Source organism: Flavobacterium defluvii, from assembly GCF_900129555.1.
GTDB classification, from domain to species: Bacteria; Bacteroidota; Bacteroidia; order Flavobacteriales; family Flavobacteriaceae; genus Flavobacterium; species Flavobacterium defluvii.
Map to the genome: position 1 here is coordinate 42,505 of NZ_FQWC01000001.1, position 18,776 is coordinate 61,280.

An 18,776-nucleotide genomic window follows, 5' to 3' on the forward strand; every position below is an offset into this window, starting at 1 on the left:
AAAACAATAAAACCATTCAAATTGAATGGTTTTATTGTTTTTAGCTTTTCAGGTTTTACCAACCCAAATAATATTTTGGACTCAACCATTTCGGACGTTTTAATCCAAAATGCTGCTGTAACATTTTTTCGGCTTCGCAAAAAGCACCTTCCACCCAGCCCTGCTGATCTGAATAGGCTTCTCCACAAATATGAATTTGTTCACTCACAACTGGTTTTCGCATATATGGCATCACATTTTTTACAGAATATCCGGCTTTCCAGGCATGATATCCGGCTCCAAAAGGATCATCTGTCCAGTCTTTAAAATAAGTTACATACGGATCCGGAATCGTCACTTTATCACCATGAAGTTCACGAAGCTGATTCATTAATTCGCCAACCATTAATTTAGTGGCCTGAACGTCATTTAGTTCGTGCAATTCTTTTAACGATGCTGATTTAGCCGATTTTACCTCAAAAAGTACCTTATCATCAGAAAGTGCTTTCCAGAATGTCTCGGTTTCCATATCTCCGTAACTTCCTAAAAGCATGGAGTTATCGGTTTTAGGATCGGTTCCGAAATAGTAACATTGTCTCATTGGCAAATCAGTAATCGAATGCCCGGAATCAATTCCGAGTTCTTTCCACCACGGATATTTAAAGCCCATTAATATTTTAAAAGCCGGCTCCATAATTACAGAGCGAATGTTTTTATTTAAAACCGAATTTTCGTTAATATCAAAAAAGAAATTATTCTGATCTAAAAGTTCAAGCGATTTTCTCGGCATTGCCAAAACTAACGAATTAGCATACACTCTCCATTCTGAATTGGTTTTTAGATTCAGAAAAGTCAGTTCGTATTTATGTGTTTTTTTTGAAGAATGCTCTTTCGTAAAAGTCAGCAGTTTATTTTCAGACCAAATAGTAGCACCTTCATGTTCCATATAAGAATTGGCAATGGCGTAAGCAATACTATCATAACCTTCTTCGATAGTTTTGTAAATGGTTCCTGCAGAGAAATCTCCCACCATATACGGAAAAGCTTCGGCAGAATTCCAGTTGATTGTGTTAGAATAATATCCACCCGCATTGGCTAAAAACTCATAACCTTCCTGCGAAACCTGATCTTTAATTAAATTCCAAAATCCCAGATCATTTACTTTACGTTTGTTATAAGGTGATTTTGGAAAATTATAAACCAGTTTCGGTTTAATATCGTCCCAGTCTCTGCTGGTTAATTCAAACGAATAATCGTAAATCGTATCGCCTTTTATAATTTTGCTTTTGTATTTTTTCTTCACCCACGGATCGGCCATTAAAACATCATAAATAATTTTATTAAAAAGCTGATCTGAACTAAAACCGAAATCTTCATCATTCAAATAATATCTCGTTGGCAGTTTCTTACCATCGGCCTGAGCCACATTCCAGGCATCTTGTTTAAAACGTTCTTTTCGAAGATACATTAAGAGTTTTGAAGAATCTCCCATCGGAAACGGAACCGGAGTCATTTTATCCTGCAAAACCGGTTTACGCTTTGTTGGGTCTTTTTCTGTTAATGGATAACCTTCGATTAAGGTTGTCACAATTTGCTGCGAAGTCAGGTAGCGCATTCCGCCTAGTTCTCCCCAGAAATTCATACCCGGCATAATTACAGATTCAAGCCTTCCGCCCAGTTTACTGTTCATATCAAAAATTTGTACTTCGCTGGCTTTGTATTTTTTATCTGTAACCAAACGATAAGCGGTGTAAAGTCCCGAAGTTCCGGCGCCAATTATGGCTACTTCTATTTTTAAATCAGGATGTTTTCCTGTGTTTAAAGGTGTATTTTTATTCATAGTTTTATGTTTTTTAGATTGCTTTAAAGTATTTGCGTCCTAATTGGAAAGGTGAAATATCAAAATCAGTATGTCCGTCTAAAGCCAGATCCGACATGATTTTTCCTAAAAACGGAGTAAACTTTGCGGCCCAACCCGTGGCATATAAAACAATGTTTTTGTGATTTGGAACATAGCTGGGCGCAAAATCTATCAGTAACTCTTTGTTTGGTATTTTACTCAAAGCGATAAGGCAGGTTGAGGTATATTCTGGTTCTATGGCTAATCCAGTCATGTGATTTTGTACCCAGTCTGAAGTATAATCCAGTTCCTGCGAATTTGGAATTAAAGTCCTATCGCCCGGTTCTTCAAGCGGATTGATGACAAAGTCCGGCGCTACGCGAATGTAATCCGGATGATCCCAATCGACTGAAGGAAAACCATAAAACTGATTTCCGTTTTCGCCAATTGCATTTTGAAATACGAACCAGGTTGGGTATTGAATATTCGGATCGGTTTTTCTGAAATAAGCCGATGACATATTCCAGTAAGTCGCTTCTATTTTAAAATCTAAAAGGTTGATTACGCTATTGATATATGGACCGGGAATTATCGCCAATTTTTTGGCAATGTAAATTCCGTTTGGCGTTTCGAGTTCAAAAAGAGCTCCAATTTGGTTTATTTTAAGAACCGGAGAATTCTCCTGAAGCTGGACGGTTTCTTCTTTTTGACAAAGATTTAAAAGCGCTTCATTTGTTGCCCTGAAGTTGATGCTGGCGCCGTCTGGCTGAAACAATCCGGTGTAAGTTTCAGGCAGGTTTTTAAAATGGTATTTATCTTCGATTTCTTTTGCTGTAAGCGTTGTATAAGGAACGTTTAGAGCTTTTAGTGATTCTTCGGCTTCGGCAATATTCCCTTCTGTAGAATGTACCTGAGGATCTCCAAACCAAAGTGTGCCGACTTTATCAAGTAATTGTGTATTGCTTGCTTTTTCCAATTCGTCCCAATACGGCTGCGCGTCTAACGCCATTTGCACCATATATTCTTCCGGATACGGAATCCTGAACTGACGCGAAACTCCTGCTGAACTTCCTAATTGGTTTACAAATGTAAATTGCTCCAGTACTAACGTTTTGGCTTTTCGTTTTCCTAAATGATAAGCTGTTGCCAAACCTATTGGGCCGCCGCCAATCACAATTACATCATAGTTTTCTCTGTTCATTATATTGTAGGTTAAGTAGTTTATAGTTGTTTTGGATTTCAACTCTAAATTACTTGAGATATAAAATGAACTTTAAAAAAATGACACCAAACGGGGATTTTTGGTTATGAAACGTGTGTAATGGGATTGAAGATTCTATTGTATTCATTGTAAAGATTAGGATAAGCATCTGAAGTCAGCAAAGTGGGAATTAGAGAAGTATAAAAAAGAATTATATAAATCATCTGTAAGACTTAGTTGTAATTTTAAGTTATCCGAGAATGCGAAATTCGGAAATTGACTTAATTATTAATATAAACTGATTTATATGACATTCGAAAATTACTCTTATATACCTGAAGATTTTACAGATAACATAACATCTTACGAAGAACAATTGTTATTGAATTATGATGATTATTTAGAAGGTGGTTTTTCAAATGCAATGGCAGTTCATAACCACTACAACTTAGAATTAGAAGACCTGGAAGACGATTTCGAGTCTGAATATGATGAAAATGACTGGGAAGAAGAAGATCCTAATGAAAACCTTTCAGGAGAATATGATGAGAATGAGGAACAACCCGGAACTTTTGAAATGATAAACTAAAGCGGTTAAAAAAATATGTTTTTAAATTTATTTGTATTGTTGAAGTTATAAAATGCGGAAATGTTTGGTCTCTTATTAGATATCTTTCTTTCATTTTATTTTTTTACAAAATTATGAGATTAAACTTTCTATTTGTATTTAAAAACTAAGGGGGAAAAGCCAGAGACTTTTGAGAACTTTTTAATTTCTAAAAGCAAAAAAAATGCGCAAAGTCAGAGACATTTGCGCAGTTTTTCAGTTGAACTCTTCGCAGGGCAAGGGGAAATTTTTAATTAAGACTCTTCGCTGAACAAGTTTACCTACATTGTTATAAAAAAACTAGTCTCAAACACTATCTCTTTTTTTTGTTACTCTTTTTATAAATTTCCAATTTTCGTCATAAATTGCTATCTCTAAATCTTGATTTTCCAGAACTAACATATCAGCTCTTTCTTCAGCTTTTTTGAGATTTTCAAAAGAAATATGTGGAAGATTATCAGCATCTGTTTCTACAAATCTAGTTTTTCCATCTAATTCTAATACTATTCCAGTTGCTATTTCGCACAATATAATGTAATACATAATTTATTTATTAATCCTCTTTTAAATTAACCTTTTTAACACTTGCATTATTCACTTTTCCTTTTACTAAAACTTCAGCTTCGCTCACAATTTCCCCCAGCTCCGCAAAGTGTTCAATCACGCTGCGCAAATGTCTCTGACTTTGCGCCAACTTTAAATCTTCATTTGAAAACGAAAACCTCTAAAAGTCTCTGACTTTAAACGACATTTCAATATTGATTATAGCGAACAATTGATTTTTTATCAAAAACATTAACTATCAGATTATCTGCCTTCTCTATTTGTAACATACCTGAATCATTAAGATAATTACTTGCGCTTGAATAAATATAATCTGATGCCTTGACAACCAATCCGGCCTTTACAGGGTTTAAATGTATGTAATCTAATTTAGACCACATAAATTCATTTGTATAAATTTCTTCAGCATGATTTCCGTATTGCCAAAATTGATATTCTTTATTTCTTGAATGGCTTTGTGTAGCTAATTTAAAACGTTCCAGCATCCATTCTCTTCTACTTTCAGGGCTATTTTGAATTTTTTCGAGAATATTTTTTGCTGTAAACTTTTTAAAATCTCTTATTAAATCTGATAATTTTCCATTTTCAGACTGAATAATTAAATGTATATGATTACTCATAATTACGTAACCATATAAAATCATTCCTTTATTCTCAATGCAGTATTTTAAACTTTCAATTACAATGTCTCGATAACATTGACGTGTAAAAATATCTATCCAGTCTACAACTGTTGGAGTGATAAAATGTGGTAATCTCTGATCTCTTATTATGTATCCTTCTTTCATTTTATTTTTTTACAAAAATATAAGATTTAACTTTCTTTTTTTATTTAAAAACTAACGAAAAAAGTCAGAGACTTTTGAGACGTTTACCAATTTATAAGAACAAAAAAATTGCGCAAAGTCAGAGACATTTGCGCAGCTTTTCAGTTGAGCTCTTCGGAGAGCGAGGATCAAAAGCATTTATAACATTATTTACTACATATACATAAGGAGACAGATTTACATACTTCGTAGCCAGTGGATACAAAACATCTGATACATTACTAAAATTTTTTACTCAAATTTTATTCCATTTTCTCTCACGGGATAACCTAAAATTAAAGACTTAACTACAAAATGCTTATCTTTTTCTATAATTTTTGACTTATCAATTATAATTATACTTTTCAATATCTTCTCAGATAATGAATCATTTTCATAAGTTTTCGATGTAAACTTAGCCACAGTTGCAAATTTAATTTTCAAAGTATTTCTTTCTTTAATAAATTCTTTATTTTTTAAATCTGGAATTAAAGGAAAAGTATCCTTCTCGATGACTAAAAAAAGATTATTAAAATTACTGCTTGTGGAATCTGTATCCTTAAATTCAACTATCGTCGTTAAATCAATATCAAACGATTTTGATTGTTTTTTGATTGAATCATATAATAATTCTTGAGAAATTACCTTTTGACTTTTTGTTGAGTTATTTGTACATCTTTGAAAGATTCCAATAGCAAATATTGCTATTGGAATTAAGATTATTTTGTTTTTCATTCTCCTCTTTTTTTATAGTAATCAAACATATCTTTTAAATGTTCTGCAAAACTCGGTGTTATTTTATTTTCATATTTTTTCAATTCATCAGTATAAATAGCTGTATGCTTCTTATCTGGATTCTGCAAATGACCAATTTTTCCTCCTTCATGGTCTAATGTGGCAGTAAAGTTATTTTTATCAGTTAGCAACGAATCAACTTTTCCATCTATTAAATTCACTGTTACAGTTGAACCTTTTGTATTCATTAAAGTTTCACTACCATAAACATTTGGAACACTTCCAACTCCGTCATTGTATTTTTCAATGGTATATGAAGTCAAGCCACCTTTAGATTCTCCTGACACAGCATCTGCAACCGATATTTTACCATTATGTACATCTTTAAGGTTAACTGAAGCATCACTTGCATAATGACCAGCTATTTTCGACAAAGATGAATAATTTGATTCATTGAAAGTATAATCACTTAATTTCACTTCAAAATTTGAAGCAGTAGCAGGATTGTTTTGAGGCAAATCAATTACAATATTATTCGTTGTTCTAGTGTCAGTATATAAAAAATTACCTGCTGTATCAAAATGGTCATCAGGTGGTGTTGCCATCATTCCATCTGGGTCAATAAAATAAACAGGATTATTGAGAGCGTAAGTATAAGGATTAAATCTTCGTGACTTTTCAGCTAATGGGTCATAATTCATCCAACGACCCAATGCAGGGTCATAATTCCTCGCCCCATAGTCGTAGAAGTTAAGCCCCAGCTCGTCTTGAAGCTCCTTGCCATTGTATTTATACTTATTCTCAACACCACTTTTAACATTATTATATCCATTTTGTTTTAAACCAAAAGGGTAGTAGTTATTCTCCTCCTTAATAACAAGAGTTTTATCATAACTTAAACGAATGTTACCTAGATGATCTTTATACTGATAAACATATTTATAAGATCCTGATATTGGTTCTACATAACCTTCTGCAGTTGGGAAGAATTTCAATGCTGCATTCTCATATTGATAACCTCCCAAATAATCTGTTGTGGTAACATTTGCTGGCGAAGTAGCAGTTACTATTTTTTGTACTTTTTGTCCTGCAGCATTATAAAGATAAACAATATTTCCTGTTGTGGCAAAAGTTATTTGAGCAGGAAGATTAAGATTATTGTATGTTATTCCAGTTATATTTTTGTTATTGTCTTTTGTCATGTTACCATTGGCATCATAACTATAATCATCAACCGTATTGGCAGCACTGTCGATAAAGCCATTTACTTTTGAAGCTGTTGGTGCATTGTCTACCACTTTTGTAAGTTGGTTGATTTGGTTTGATGTTCCATAGCTATACACTAAATTGTCAATTTGTGTCACCACAGTTTCGTTATTACCATTACGCATTAAAGACAGAATGCTTCCGTTTTTATCGTAGGTTAAACTTTCATTATAAGCATTATTTGTTGTAGCTGCTCTTTGGAAAACAGCATCTTTTAATCGGTTTAAATTATCATATTTATACCCATAAGAACGAATAACTGGTGTCGTTTCTGAGGCACTTGTCCAATAAGTTTCCGCAATATTTCCATTATATAATGCTTTTACTCCTGTAATGCCACTTGATATTGTGTTATAATTTATTTTAAACGCAAATTGATCTTTAGGATCTGTCCCGTTTGTTAATGAATTAATATCATTGATATTGGTCATCCAGCCACGAATATTATAAGTATAATTAATATTTTGGGTTGGAGCAGCTGTTGTGTTTCCAACTTTTTTAGAAATTAACTGCCCTAACTCATCATATGTATTACTTGCAATAAGTTCAATTGTTCCACTATTTATTTGATGTGTCTGAGTCAATAAACGATCCTGATTAGAATATGTAAAAGCATCCTTAGTCATTAATTCAGTATCTGTACTTAACCTTTTATGTCTTGTTATGCTATACTGCAGCTGTCCTGAGAACGGATTAAGTTTGCTGTCTGTATACGTATAACCTCCTAAGAAATTTTGTGTGTAAGTACGAATAGGTCTTGCTTTAGCATCATAAAGTGTATAAGCAAGTTCGTTTCTGTAAGTTGTACTATTTTCTAATATCCTTGTCCAGCTTCCTGTGGCTAATCCAATAGGTTTTTCTGTTGTTGCTGTTTTTGTGTTATAATATACATTTTGTGTTTCAACAGAAGCAGGAATTGTTGGTGCATTTGGATAATTATAATCATCAAAATAATTTACTGTCAAGACATGATAACCAGTAGTTGGCCAGGCAGCAGTAGTATATCTGAAAGAAACACCATTGATAGTGGTATTCGTTGCTGTAGCAATTTTGGTTTCGCTAAAATTGGCAGTATATCCATTTTGAGTATCCTGTAATGTTTTTCTATCTGCACTTGTAACTGTTCCAGGCAGCCATGCTGTAATTATAGGACGGTTTAAAGCATCATATTTGGTTATTGAGCATCCTGCAGAAGTGATATCAGTAAATGGAGACAAACTTGGCCCTGTCGCTACTGACCTATCCAATTTGTCATAAACAATAAACTCCCATTGCTTTCCCGGTAATTTTTTTTCAACTAATCGATTTCGATAATCATATTTGTATTGATAACATAAATTATCTAAAACCCCTTGATTGCTTACAATTGTGGCACTAAAAGTACTTCCTGCAACCGCATTAAAACCCGGCAGTAATCTAATTGAATTTGTTGCTGTCAATTGCAAAGAGCTTCCTGAATTTACTACAGTAGTTGACGTGACATCATTTTGCGCCGCTACAGATGTAATTAAGTCCGCCGCTTTTGGAGGAATAACATAGGTTAGATTACCATACGAATCATATACATAGTATGTATCATGTTTTACTCCGGCATCATATGTACGTTTTAAGATTAACTGTCCCTCTTTGTTTTTAAACTCTACAGTTGATCCGTTTGCTTCTGTTGGAGATGCTGTAGTGTTTTCATCATAAGTTATGGTTTTATAAAGCTGATTAGCTGGATAAAATCCATTTCCTGTTCCATAATTTAATGATATATCATACAATCCTAAACTAGAATTCCATGTTGCATATGCCAGAAATAATTTTACCTCATTGTCAACATTTGTCTTATAATCCATTTTAATTGTATGGTTATTGGCAAGAGCCCAATCATTTCCTGGAGCAGCCTGCTGTAATACACGACTTAAAGGTGAAGCTTCGAGTTGTTTTTCACTAAATGGATTATTATTCGCAGCTCCGTAGTTAGTTTGATACTGCGAAATTAAATTAGGAATTAATGTTGCCGGATCAATATAACTGAGATTATTTTGTGAAGAAGCAAACGGGAGATATTCTTTTGTCTGTCTGCCAAAATCATCATATTCAATAGGTGTAACAATGTCTTTTCCAGTTGCTGAAGATTGATAAGCATTTTTTTGTACCGGCCTGCCAAGTCCATCAAAATAAGTTATATTTTGATTTGCCTGAAGAATAGTCGGTGTTGATATACTTGTGGCAGTAGGAGTTTTATAAGTTACATTTTTTATCGAATTGCGATTTAATAAAACAGGTATTAAACTATTGCAATTAGCATTTGTACCTGGAATTGTTGGACAATTATCAGTATTATCCAAAACATAATTCCCATTAGGTTTTGTACATTGTGCAGCAATAAAATTTGAAGGATCTCCTAAACCATCCAAATCTTCATCATAATACCATGTCTGTGCATCTGAACAGGCAAGATTCTTAGTAAAACTAAAATAACATCCATACCATTGTGTTGGAGGATTCTTTAAATAAAAAATCAAAGCATTATTTTCAATTTTTGCTGCAAAATTTGCTAATGGGTTTCCTGGTGCAGATGATAATTGTCCCAATTCCATATTAGGAAGTGCAGGAGAAATTGTCAAAGTCGCAACAGTACCTATTTTTAAGTAACTTAAATTACTCCAAGCAGCAGAAAGATTAATAGTTAATATATCGTTATTTATAGATATTGTACCACCTCCGGTACCACTTTGTCCATCATTGTTTAGATTAGGAACTGTAATGTTTTGTGTGTAGTTAGGATAAATTCCAGCCTGAATTTGACCAAAAAACATCAGCAAAACGAACACTAAGTAGTAATTGTATTTTTTCATCATTTTCAAATTAATTTTGGTACTGGTATTTATTTTCAGATAAAATATTGTTGTCTTTGTCTTTTACATTTATCAGCCTTGCAAATGAATCGTAAGTATAAGTGATCTTATCAAATTTTGGATCTGTTATAGTACTTACGCCAACTAACGGTATATGAGTGTATGTGCTAATTGGACTATTTACTAAACTACTGTTATCCCTAAGACTATTTATAGCTGCTAAATTACTCTCATTATAACCATCCAAAACTGTTGTTGTTATTCCTAAAGCAGCTGCAACTTGTGAATAAGTAGCATTTTCAATTTTCGCAATAGGAAGTGTCTTTCCATACCCCCAAAGTATAGTTACACTTGTGCCATTCTCCAAAGTGTATTGCAACGTGTTTCCTTTTGCATCATATTTGTCTATAGTAACCTTTTTTTCTGGAGCTGGATAGCTTATACTATTTATTCCTTTTACTGCAAAAATATATTTAGGTAAAATTAAATTTGAAGTTGTAGCATCTTTTGCATACTGCGTACTTTGCCTTGTTAATAACTCAGTATTTTTACGGCTTTCTGTTACCAATGGAATACCAGTCATCTGAGCAGTAGTCATTGTGCTTTCAATTGGTAAAAGTTCTGGATTATCATTGGCATAATAATATGTCGTCGACAATTCATCACCATTACTATTTATAGTTGCAGATTTTCTTGTTTTTCCCTGACTATTGTATGTCAATGTTTCTGTCGTAGTAACTGCATTGCCATTAAAATACTGTTTAGAAACGGTACTGCTTGGCATATACCAAATTGCTGTAAGTGGATAAACGTCGTATTGATATTGAACCCCGTTTAAAGGACTATCGTTAAAATAAGCACTAATAGTACCTCCGGCATAGTAATCAGTTCCACAAGGTATTCCATAACTACCAAACGATTTTAAAACAGGTTTTATTCCAAAAAAGTTTACAACAGGCTTTATAGGATCATACGTATAAGTCTTATCTGTCAACAGAGTACCGGTATTATTATAAGTTTCTTCCTTACTAATTAATCCATTTAATAGATTTGGGATACTAGGCAAACCTGTTTTTGTTTTATTAGGAGTGTTGTTATAATAAAATGTCTTTTTTCCAATATTGTTAGCTTCTGTATCTTTAATGTCTATTTCTTCGACCTTATCATAACCAATAGGATTTCCCCCGCCAATTCCAAAATCATCAGAAGACAAACCTATTTTTTTATAAAACCCAATATACTCATAAGCATTACCACTAGATACTCCTCCTCCGGTTTTATTACTATATCTCAGCATTGTTAATGGCTCAAACTTGTTAAGCAATTTCCCTCCATAATACTTAAATTGCTTATTTGAAGTTACCACACCAAAAGCCGAATAATTTTTGATTGATTTAATTCGCATTCCACCCTGGTTACTGAGGGATGTATCAACGCCAGTATCATCATAATAGTAAAATCTTGAATTAACAGATGAAGAATGATATAAATTTTCAGCATAATTTAAAGCATCAGGCATAAATACTTTTACTGTATAAGTTACACTTGGATCAGGATCATAAGGAATTACCATTGTTTCATCCCATTGTTTTCTGTTATTACTTGTAAACTCTGTATTTAAAACCGTAGACAGATCCCATCTTTTTATTAAAGTTGTTGTTGGCGTTCCGCTTACTGTTTTAGTTTTAGTAAATTCTATATAACATCCCGACATTTCTGCATAAGTCCATGCCGCACGATTTACATTGTATGCATCTATTATATTTGAGAAAACAATTGTTACTTCCCTTGTTAATTTAAATTGTTTTGTAACAGTATTTACAGCGTCATTATTATCTAAAAGATAAATATTTTTATTGGCCGCAGTATTTTCATAAACCTCAGGTATAAATTGGTTTGAAAAAGAATTAGGTTCATATTCAAATTGAGTAAAACCACCAGTTGGATAAGTAATTTTGTTAAGCATATAGGCTCCAGCATATGCATTATCAGTATATCTGTTGGCTGAATTATTACTAAATTTAAAGTATGGTTTTTGAACTGTACTAAAAGTTTCATCCAGATCATAATGAAAATAATCTAAATTAGGAATGTAAGTGGTATTATTTTGTCCATTGTAGTATCCCCAAAAATCTACTGCGAATGAATTTTTTTGAGGCAAGAGAACATTCGTATTATAGTTAAATTTATATTCTGGCTTACTATTATCTGGTGTAGTATCCGTATTATAACCAATCTCTTTTACAGAGTCAAGCTTCAATCTTTTATTAAGTTCACCATAAGTTGAATTCCCATTATAGCCTGTAGTATTGTTAGCAAAATAACTATAACCAAAATTATAAGATTTAATTTTAGTATTGCTTACAGTTGAGACAATGTCTATTGATTTCAATCTTTTAATTTTTGTAGATGATGTAGAATTAATATCATCTCTATCCTCTAAATTAAAATTAATTGTTGCCGTAGGACTTACTATTTTAGTTAATGTTTTTTTATTACAATTAATAAAAGAAAAATGTTTCTCTAAAACTGAAGTCTGACCCATCAATGAAGATGGCCCTTGAAAATCAATTGATTCCGTATAAAAATAGTTTATAGTCTGCTCATTTATATACGTGTAATTTATTGTTTTGCCATTTGCTAGTACAATTTGACCTAGCTTAAATGTATATCCTGATATATCAAACATATTGTTAGCATGAGAATCCTCTAATACATTAAAGTAATATACATTCCCATCAATTGTTCGTGCTGTAATACTTGTAGAAGTTACCTGAAATGTTACATCCTCCCCTTTGTTATCAAGAATTACAACTTGATTAGTGTCTGGATTGATGTAAAATCTACCTGAATGACCATTAAAATTATATGAGAAGATATCAGGCTGTCTTTTACCTCCTATCAAATCATTCATTGCACAATAAGGATCCCAATACCCATGATTTCCATCTTCAAGACATGGTGATGAACTTGCGGCCATAGATCTTCCAATTTCATTTAACGAATAATAATCTCCAGTATAAAGAAATCTATTTTTAAATGTATTTGTATCGGCATCTGTTGCACAAGTGTATTGTTGATTTCTTTGAATATCAACTTCTCCACGTATTTCAATAGATATAGTTCCTTCGGGGCTTAAATCCCATCCTAAGCCAACCCAGGTTGCTTCATCGGCTACTTTAATTCCAGAACTATGGTAACTTAAAGTTATTGGAATCTCAATACCATCTTCTTTAACAGAGTATAAAGGAACCGATATTTCTGGCGTGCCTGTATAGTATCCAACAGGAATATCGCCGAATCGCCCCAATAATGCAGCTTCAGGAGATGAAGGAATACTTAATTTTGGTGAATAAGTAGAAATGTTTTGCGAATACAAAGTACTCAAACCGAATAACAAAAAAAACAACGTAAATACGCTGTTTTTTTGTTTTATTAAATAATTACTAATAGATTTCAATTTGTTTTGGTTTCTAATGGTCATATAATTAGCTTAATTATTATAAACTTGTACTTGGTGGATTTTGAACACAATATTAATGCATTTTTTAGTGTTAATTTTTTGTTTTTTGAGAAGACAAAACCTCGTTATAATTTTATTTATTTTAACAATTGAAAATCAGTTCAATATTATAATTTTGATAAGTTTTTGTAATGCTAAAAATGTAAAAAAACAGATTAATTATGGCTAAAAAAAATCAAATCTTATTCCGCATGCTAATCTATATAATTACACATTCATTTTTTACGGAGTTTCCGTATTATTACATTCTATGATGAGGAAAAATGTCTTCATTAATTTTGTAATTAGAGCATACGCACTTTTGCTAAAATAAAATCTAAATAAAGTTGAATTATTTTTTTAGAAGTCACTTTTTAATTTACTAGCTAATAACTAATCAATTCATTACCAAAAAAAAGTACAAATTGTGAATATCTATTTTACTAAATCTTCATTTATTTTCCTGTAAAATCTATCTTTGGCATCCTTATAAAAAAATAGAAAGAATGAGCGCAATTTGGTACGAATGCAAAGTAAAATATAGAAAAACAGATGAAACCGGAGGCCAAAAAGTTTTAACAGAGCCTTATCTGGTAGATGCAATTTCATATACAGAAGCTGAAAAAAGAATTAATGAAGAAATGGCGGCTTATATTAGTGAAGAATTTAAAATCACAAATATAAAAGTGGCCAATTATGCTGAAATTCATCCGTTTGAAAATGCTGACCGCTGGTTTAAATCTAAAGTTTCCTTGATTGCTTATGATGAAGAAAGCGGAAAAGAAAGAAAATCAAACATGTATATGCTGGTTCAGGCAAATGATGTTAGAGAAGCATTTGACAATACAATTCATGTAATGAAAAACACAATGGGCGAATATTCAATTCCAGCCATTTCAGAATCGCCAATTATGGATGTTTTTCCTTATTTCAGCGGTGAAGAGGAAGAAACAGAAATGCTCGAAAGATTCAATGCTCTTAAAGCTTCAAAACCTGTAAAAGCTGATGAAGAAATCATTGATCACATGGAATTTGAAACCGTAGAGGAATAAAATTAAACGAAGCTTCAGAGAAATCTGGAGCTTTTTTATTTGCAAATAACATCAAAAATAAAATCCTATCTTCGTTATACAAAACCATTTACAACCAAACCAAAAACTCCATGAATAAAAAAACACTTATTTTAATTGGGTTTATCATTTTAAAATTTGTCCTGCAATATGCTTTAATAAGTCCCGAATATGATTTGCAGCGCGATGAATACTTACATCTCGATCAGGCAAATCATTTGGCCTGGGGTTATTTATCTGTTCCTCCAGTAACTTCCTGGTTTTCTTATATCATATTATTACTTGGAAATTCTGTTTTTTGGGTAAAGTTCTTCCCTGCTCTTTTTGGTACTTTGACGCTTTTAGTTGTATGGAAAACAGTTGAACTTTTAAAAGGAAATCTTTATGCTTCAATTTTAAGCGCGCTTTGCATTGTATTTTCAGCATTATTAAGAATCAACATGCTGTATCAGCCAAATTCATTTGATGTTTTGTGCTGGACAACATTTTATTATATTCTCGTTCAATATGTAACTACCGAAAAACCAAAATGGCTTTATATTGGAGCTGTCGTTTTTGCTTTCGGATTTTTAAATAAATACAATATACTTTTTCTGCTAATTGGACTTTTACCAGCACTTATACTTTCTAAACAAAGAAAAATATTCACAGAGAAAAAATTATACTTCTCTTTAATTTTAGGATTATTATTGATCTTACCCAATTTATTATGGCAGTACAATAATCATTTTCCGATTGTACATCATATGAAAGAACTCGCCGAAACACAATTGATAAACGTAAATCGTGCCGATTTCCTAAAAGAGCAGATTTTATTTTTTATTGGTGCATTCTTCGTTATTCTTTCGTCTTTTTATGCTTTACTTTTTTATAAACCATTCGAAAAATATAAGTTCTTTTTTGCTTCGATAGTTTTTACAATACTTGTATTTATGTATTTCAAGGCAAAAGATTATTATGCTATTGGCTTATACCCAATTTACATTGCTTTTGGTTCCGTTTTTCTTTCAGATGTTTTGCAAAATGGATGGAAACGTTTTTTAAAACCTGTTTTTATTGCACTTCCATTATTATTTTTTATTCCGATGTATTTCTTAGCGTTTCCAAATAAAAGTCCAGAAAAAATAGTGGCAGAAAAACTGGAAACCCATCGTTGGGAAGACGGAAAAGAACATGATTTATCACAGGATTTTGCGGATATGCTGGGCTGGAGAGAACTTGCCAGAAAAACAGATTCGGTTTATGCTTTATTTCCAAAATCTGAAAACACTTTAGTGCTTTGTGACAATTACGGTCAGGCCGGAGCTATAAATTATTATACAAAAAAAGGAATCAAAGCTGTTTCTTTTAATGCCGATTACGTGAATTGGCTTAACCTAAATCTGTATTATACAAACTTAATTCGGGTGAAGGAATTTGAAGAAAAGAGCAATGAATTTAAAGAAACAAGTCCGTTTTTTCAATCAGCTTTTAAAGTAGACGGAATCACAAATAAATACGCCCGCGAATTCGGAACGACAATTTTTGTTTTTACCAAAGCCAAAGTCAACATCAATAAAAGGCTTGAACAAGAAATCAAAGAAGAAAAAAATTACGAAGATTAATGATCGATTTTACCAATATTGAATATTTAAAAACTGGAAATCCAAAGCAAATTCGGGCTTATGAAACTTTAACTCAAAATAAGGTTTTAGAAACTCTTTCTGAATTTGATCCGATTTTGGTCGGCACAGTTCCGATTAACATTGATATCAAAAACAGTGATCTTGATATTATTTGTTATTGGAAAAATAAAGTTGAATTTGTTTCAAGAATTTCTTCTTTATTTGAAAACAAAGCTGAATTCCAAATTCGAGAAGTTATAATTAATCAGCATGAATCTGTTGTTACTAACTTTAAAATTGATGATTTTGAAATAGAGATCTTTGGCCAGAATATTCCAACTAAAATTCAAAACGGATACAAACACATGATTATTGAACACAAAATCCTGGAGTCAAAAGGCGAAAACTTCCGTTTAGAAATTATAAAACTCAAACAAAATGGTTACAAAACCGAACCAGCTTTTGGCAAATTATTAGGTTTAAAAATCGATCCGTATTTAGAATTATTGAATTATAAGATTTAATTCAACAGAATAAAAAACACATTCTACTTAAAATCAAAACCTTACAACAAACAATAACTTAATAAAAATATTTCGTTAATTTCTTTGGATAACCGTATTTAGTGCTTATCTTTGCACCCGAAACATCGCGGGATAGAGCAGTAGGCAGCTCGTCGGGCTCATAACCCGAAGGTCACAGGTTCGAGTCCTGTTCCCGCTACTAAGAAAAACACCACTTGAAAAAGCTGGTGTTTTTTTGTTTATAACACTTTACGATATGGATGAATTTGTAGTTTATATTCTTTACTCTGAAAAATTCAATAAAACTTATACAGGTTTTACTTCTAATTTAATCGAAAGATTTAAATCACATAACTTTCTTGAAACAAAGGGATATACTTTAAAATTTCGACCTTGGGAAGTTGTTTATGTAGAATTCTTTAAATCAAAATCTGAAGCAATGAAGAGAGAGAAATATTTAAAAACAGGAGTTGGAAGAGAATTTATCAAAAATCTCATTTCTAAATTATAGCTCGGCGAGTTCATATCCGCCGCGGCGGACACAGGTTCGAGTCCTGTTCCCGCTACTAAGTAAAGCTTCAGAGAAATCTGAGGCTTTTTTTTGTTTATAAGGCTATTCAAATTCTACAGTGATCAATTCATTTATTTTATCCAGAAACTCTAATTCATCAGATGGAAATAATTGAAGAACTGTTTCTAAAATCAAACTTAGATTAATTGATGAATTTTTATTTGTTTCCTGATCCAGTGATAGAATACATAATTTGAGCATATTGGTAATAATACAGCCCAGCTCGTAATAGTTGATTACTTTGATTTCAGTATTATGGAAATTCGTTTTTTTTGTTATTGCTTTTTGACTATTTAAATAGTTTGACGCAATTTTTTTAACGTCTTCTAATGTTGTGATTTTATTAATTCCCATGATATATTTTAAATTAGACTTTACTTTTTAGCAAATTCAAATTTGAGCATATTACAACTATAAATGGTTATCCTAAATGATAACTTATAAAAAAAATTGCGCAAAGTCAGAGACATTTGCGCAACTTTTCAGTTGAACTCTTCGCAGAGCAGGGGATGCAAAATACTGTTGGCGCAGGTCCTTCTTCTAAAAAAGCTTTTAATATTGATATTGCAAACGCATCAGATTCTGAACTCGGGGCCTTGAATCATGCATTTAATAGGCATGCATCTGAGCTTTCTGTATTAATAGACAAACCCATTAAATGGGCTAAAAAAGATAACTTAGCATCTATGATGGATAATTTTAACGAAGCTGTAAATTTAATAGAAACTCAAGGTACAAAAGTTGGTAAAACTAGAGTACCATATGGTGAGAAGGGAAGTGGTGTAAATGTGCAATCGACAGAAGCAGATGTTTACATCTACCAACACACAAGTGGAAAAGAGTATTACTCATATAGAAGATCATCAGATAACCAATTTATAAGTGCTGGTGAAAAAACAAGAAATATAAATATATCAAATTAAAAAATAATCATGGAATTAATGGATATAGTGATATTCGTATCATCATTTTCAAAAGACAAAGTTATTTATTTTAAGAATAATTTTCTTCAAGGGTACGTGTCTTCAGAAGAATATTATGAATCGCCGAAATATAGTTCACCAGTCATGTTTGAAACAGAAAACTTTTTGGATATGTGGAATTATGTATTAGATGAAATTGGCAGATCTTTTACTTTTTATTTCGATAATGATAATAACCAATTTTGCCCAAAGGCTGCTATTCAAATAAATAATGATGGCTCTATATGTTTAGTCTTAAGCGTTGATTCAGAGTATTCAGATGAATATCAATCAAAATTAAAGAGTGCTTTTCCTAATGATGATTGTATCGTCAGTTATTCTTACTTTATGCCTTTTTCAAGAGAAGATTTTAAGAAAAATCTAAATTAAATTTATTTTATTAACCTTGATTAAACTATATAATTCCCCCGCTCAGCAAAGTGTTACTAAATTTAAACAAGCTATCTCCGCTGCGCAAATGTCTCTGACTTTGCGCAACACAAACAAATATATTTAAAAACCGTAGATCTATCAAAGTCTCCGACTTTAAAATAATTTTGAAATAACCTTAACTGTAGTAGTCTTACCAAAAATCTACTCAAAAAAGTCAGAGACTTTTGAGAACTCTACAATTTCTAAGAACAAAAAAATTGCGCAAAGTCAGAGACATTTGCGCAGCTTTTCAGTTGAACTCTTGGA

General features: G+C 32.1%; 16 protein-coding genes and 1 tRNA gene. 8 read left to right on the top strand and 9 right to left on the bottom strand.

The window, feature by feature from the left end; all coding sequences use genetic code 11:
• Positions 1-55 precede the first annotated feature (55 nt).
• Both BUC29_RS00165 and BUC29_RS00170 read right to left on the bottom strand, forming a co-directional pair.
• The gene (locus BUC29_RS00165) at positions 56-1,819 is read right to left on the bottom strand and encodes a flavin monoamine oxidase family protein (protein ID WP_073412263.1); all 1,764 of its coding nucleotides are present in this window, start codon (positions 1,817-1,819) and stop codon (positions 56-58) included.
• 13 nt (positions 1,820-1,832) lie between these two features.
• Entirely contained in the window at positions 1,833-3,020 is a 1,188-nt protein-coding gene (locus tag BUC29_RS00170; RefSeq protein ID WP_073412265.1) for an FAD-dependent oxidoreductase, read from the bottom strand.
• A 307-nt stretch (positions 3,021-3,327) separates the two neighbouring features.
• Here BUC29_RS00170 and BUC29_RS00175 point away from each other — a divergent pair, with 307 nt between their 5' ends.
• Positions 3,328-3,609, top strand: a complete 282-nt coding sequence (locus tag BUC29_RS00175; protein ID WP_073412267.1) for a hypothetical protein — start codon at positions 3,328-3,330, stop codon at positions 3,607-3,609.
• A 324-nt stretch (positions 3,610-3,933) separates the two neighbouring features.
• Here the strand turns inward: BUC29_RS00175 and BUC29_RS00180 are convergent, their stop codons facing one another.
• The 6 genes from BUC29_RS00180 to BUC29_RS00205 all read right to left on the bottom strand — a co-directional run bounded on the left by BUC29_RS00180 (position 3,934) and on the right by BUC29_RS00205 (position 13,304).
• Positions 3,934-4,170, bottom strand: a complete 237-nt coding sequence (locus BUC29_RS00180) for a hypothetical protein (RefSeq protein ID WP_073412269.1) — start codon at positions 4,168-4,170, stop codon at positions 3,934-3,936.
• A 10-nt stretch (positions 4,171-4,180) separates the two neighbouring features.
• Positions 4,181-4,321, bottom strand: a complete 141-nt coding sequence (locus BUC29_RS21435) for a hypothetical protein (RefSeq protein ID WP_167369512.1) — start codon at positions 4,319-4,321, stop codon at positions 4,181-4,183.
• Positions 4,322-4,379: 58 nt separating this feature from the next.
• A complete protein-coding gene (locus BUC29_RS00185; protein WP_073412271.1) occupies positions 4,380-4,979 on the bottom strand; it encodes an REP-associated tyrosine transposase in 600 nt (199 codons plus the stop codon).
• A gap of 270 nt (positions 4,980-5,249) precedes the next feature.
• The gene (locus BUC29_RS00190) at positions 5,250-5,732 is read right to left on the bottom strand and encodes a hypothetical protein (protein ID WP_073412273.1); all 483 of its coding nucleotides are present in this window, start codon (positions 5,730-5,732) and stop codon (positions 5,250-5,252) included.
• Positions 5,729-9,847 carry a DUF6443 domain-containing protein gene (locus BUC29_RS21085; RefSeq protein WP_084538566.1) on the bottom strand — a complete coding sequence of 1,373 codons (4,119 nt, stop codon included), beginning with the start codon at positions 9,845-9,847 and terminating at the stop codon, positions 5,729-5,731. The genes BUC29_RS00190 and BUC29_RS21085 overlap by 4 nt, the downstream gene beginning before the upstream one ends.
• 7 nt (positions 9,848-9,854) lie before the next feature.
• On the bottom strand, positions 9,855-13,304 hold the full coding sequence (locus tag BUC29_RS00205; protein ID WP_139260363.1) for a hypothetical protein: 3,450 nt from the start codon (positions 13,302-13,304) through the stop codon (positions 9,855-9,857).
• Positions 13,305-13,852: 548 nt separating this feature from the next.
• Between BUC29_RS00205 and BUC29_RS00210 the strand changes: the two genes are divergently transcribed.
• The 5 genes from BUC29_RS00210 (at position 13,853) to BUC29_RS00230 (ending at position 17,055) form a co-directional block, all read left to right on the top strand.
• A complete protein-coding gene (locus tag BUC29_RS00210; RefSeq protein WP_073412276.1) occupies positions 13,853-14,398 on the top strand; it encodes a DUF4494 domain-containing protein in 546 nt (181 codons plus the stop codon).
• A 110-nt stretch (positions 14,399-14,508) separates the two neighbouring features.
• The gene (locus tag BUC29_RS00215) at positions 14,509-16,020 is read left to right on the top strand and encodes an ArnT family glycosyltransferase (protein WP_073412278.1); all 1,512 of its coding nucleotides are present in this window, start codon (positions 14,509-14,511) and stop codon (positions 16,018-16,020) included.
• Positions 16,020-16,544 carry a DUF4269 domain-containing protein gene (locus tag BUC29_RS00220; protein WP_073412280.1) on the top strand — a complete coding sequence of 175 codons (525 nt, stop codon included), beginning with the start codon at positions 16,020-16,022 and terminating at the stop codon, positions 16,542-16,544. Before BUC29_RS00215 ends, BUC29_RS00220 begins: the two co-directional genes overlap by 1 nt.
• Before the next feature lie 126 nt (positions 16,545-16,670).
• Positions 16,671-16,743: transfer RNA gene (locus tag BUC29_RS00225), tRNA-Met, on the top strand.
• A 57-nt stretch (positions 16,744-16,800) separates the two neighbouring features.
• Positions 16,801-17,055: a GIY-YIG nuclease family protein gene (locus tag BUC29_RS00230; protein WP_073412282.1), complete on the top strand. Its 255-nt coding sequence runs from the start codon at positions 16,801-16,803 to the stop codon at positions 17,053-17,055.
• 102 nt (positions 17,056-17,157) lie between these two features.
• Here the strand turns inward: BUC29_RS00230 and BUC29_RS00235 are convergent, their stop codons facing one another.
• On the bottom strand, positions 17,158-17,469 hold the full coding sequence (locus BUC29_RS00235; protein ID WP_073412283.1) for a hypothetical protein: 312 nt from the start codon (positions 17,467-17,469) through the stop codon (positions 17,158-17,160).
• Between the two features lie 155 nt (positions 17,470-17,624).
• Here BUC29_RS00235 and BUC29_RS00240 point away from each other — a divergent pair, with 155 nt between their 5' ends.
• Both BUC29_RS00240 and BUC29_RS00245 read left to right on the top strand, forming a co-directional pair.
• Positions 17,625-18,038: a hypothetical protein gene (locus tag BUC29_RS00240; RefSeq protein ID WP_073412285.1), complete on the top strand. Its 414-nt coding sequence runs from the start codon at positions 17,625-17,627 to the stop codon at positions 18,036-18,038.
• A gap of 9 nt (positions 18,039-18,047) precedes the next feature.
• Positions 18,048-18,467, top strand: coding sequence for a hypothetical protein (locus tag BUC29_RS00245; protein ID WP_139260365.1), 420 nt, complete (start codon positions 18,048-18,050; stop codon positions 18,465-18,467).
• Positions 18,468-18,776: the final 309 nt, after the last annotated feature.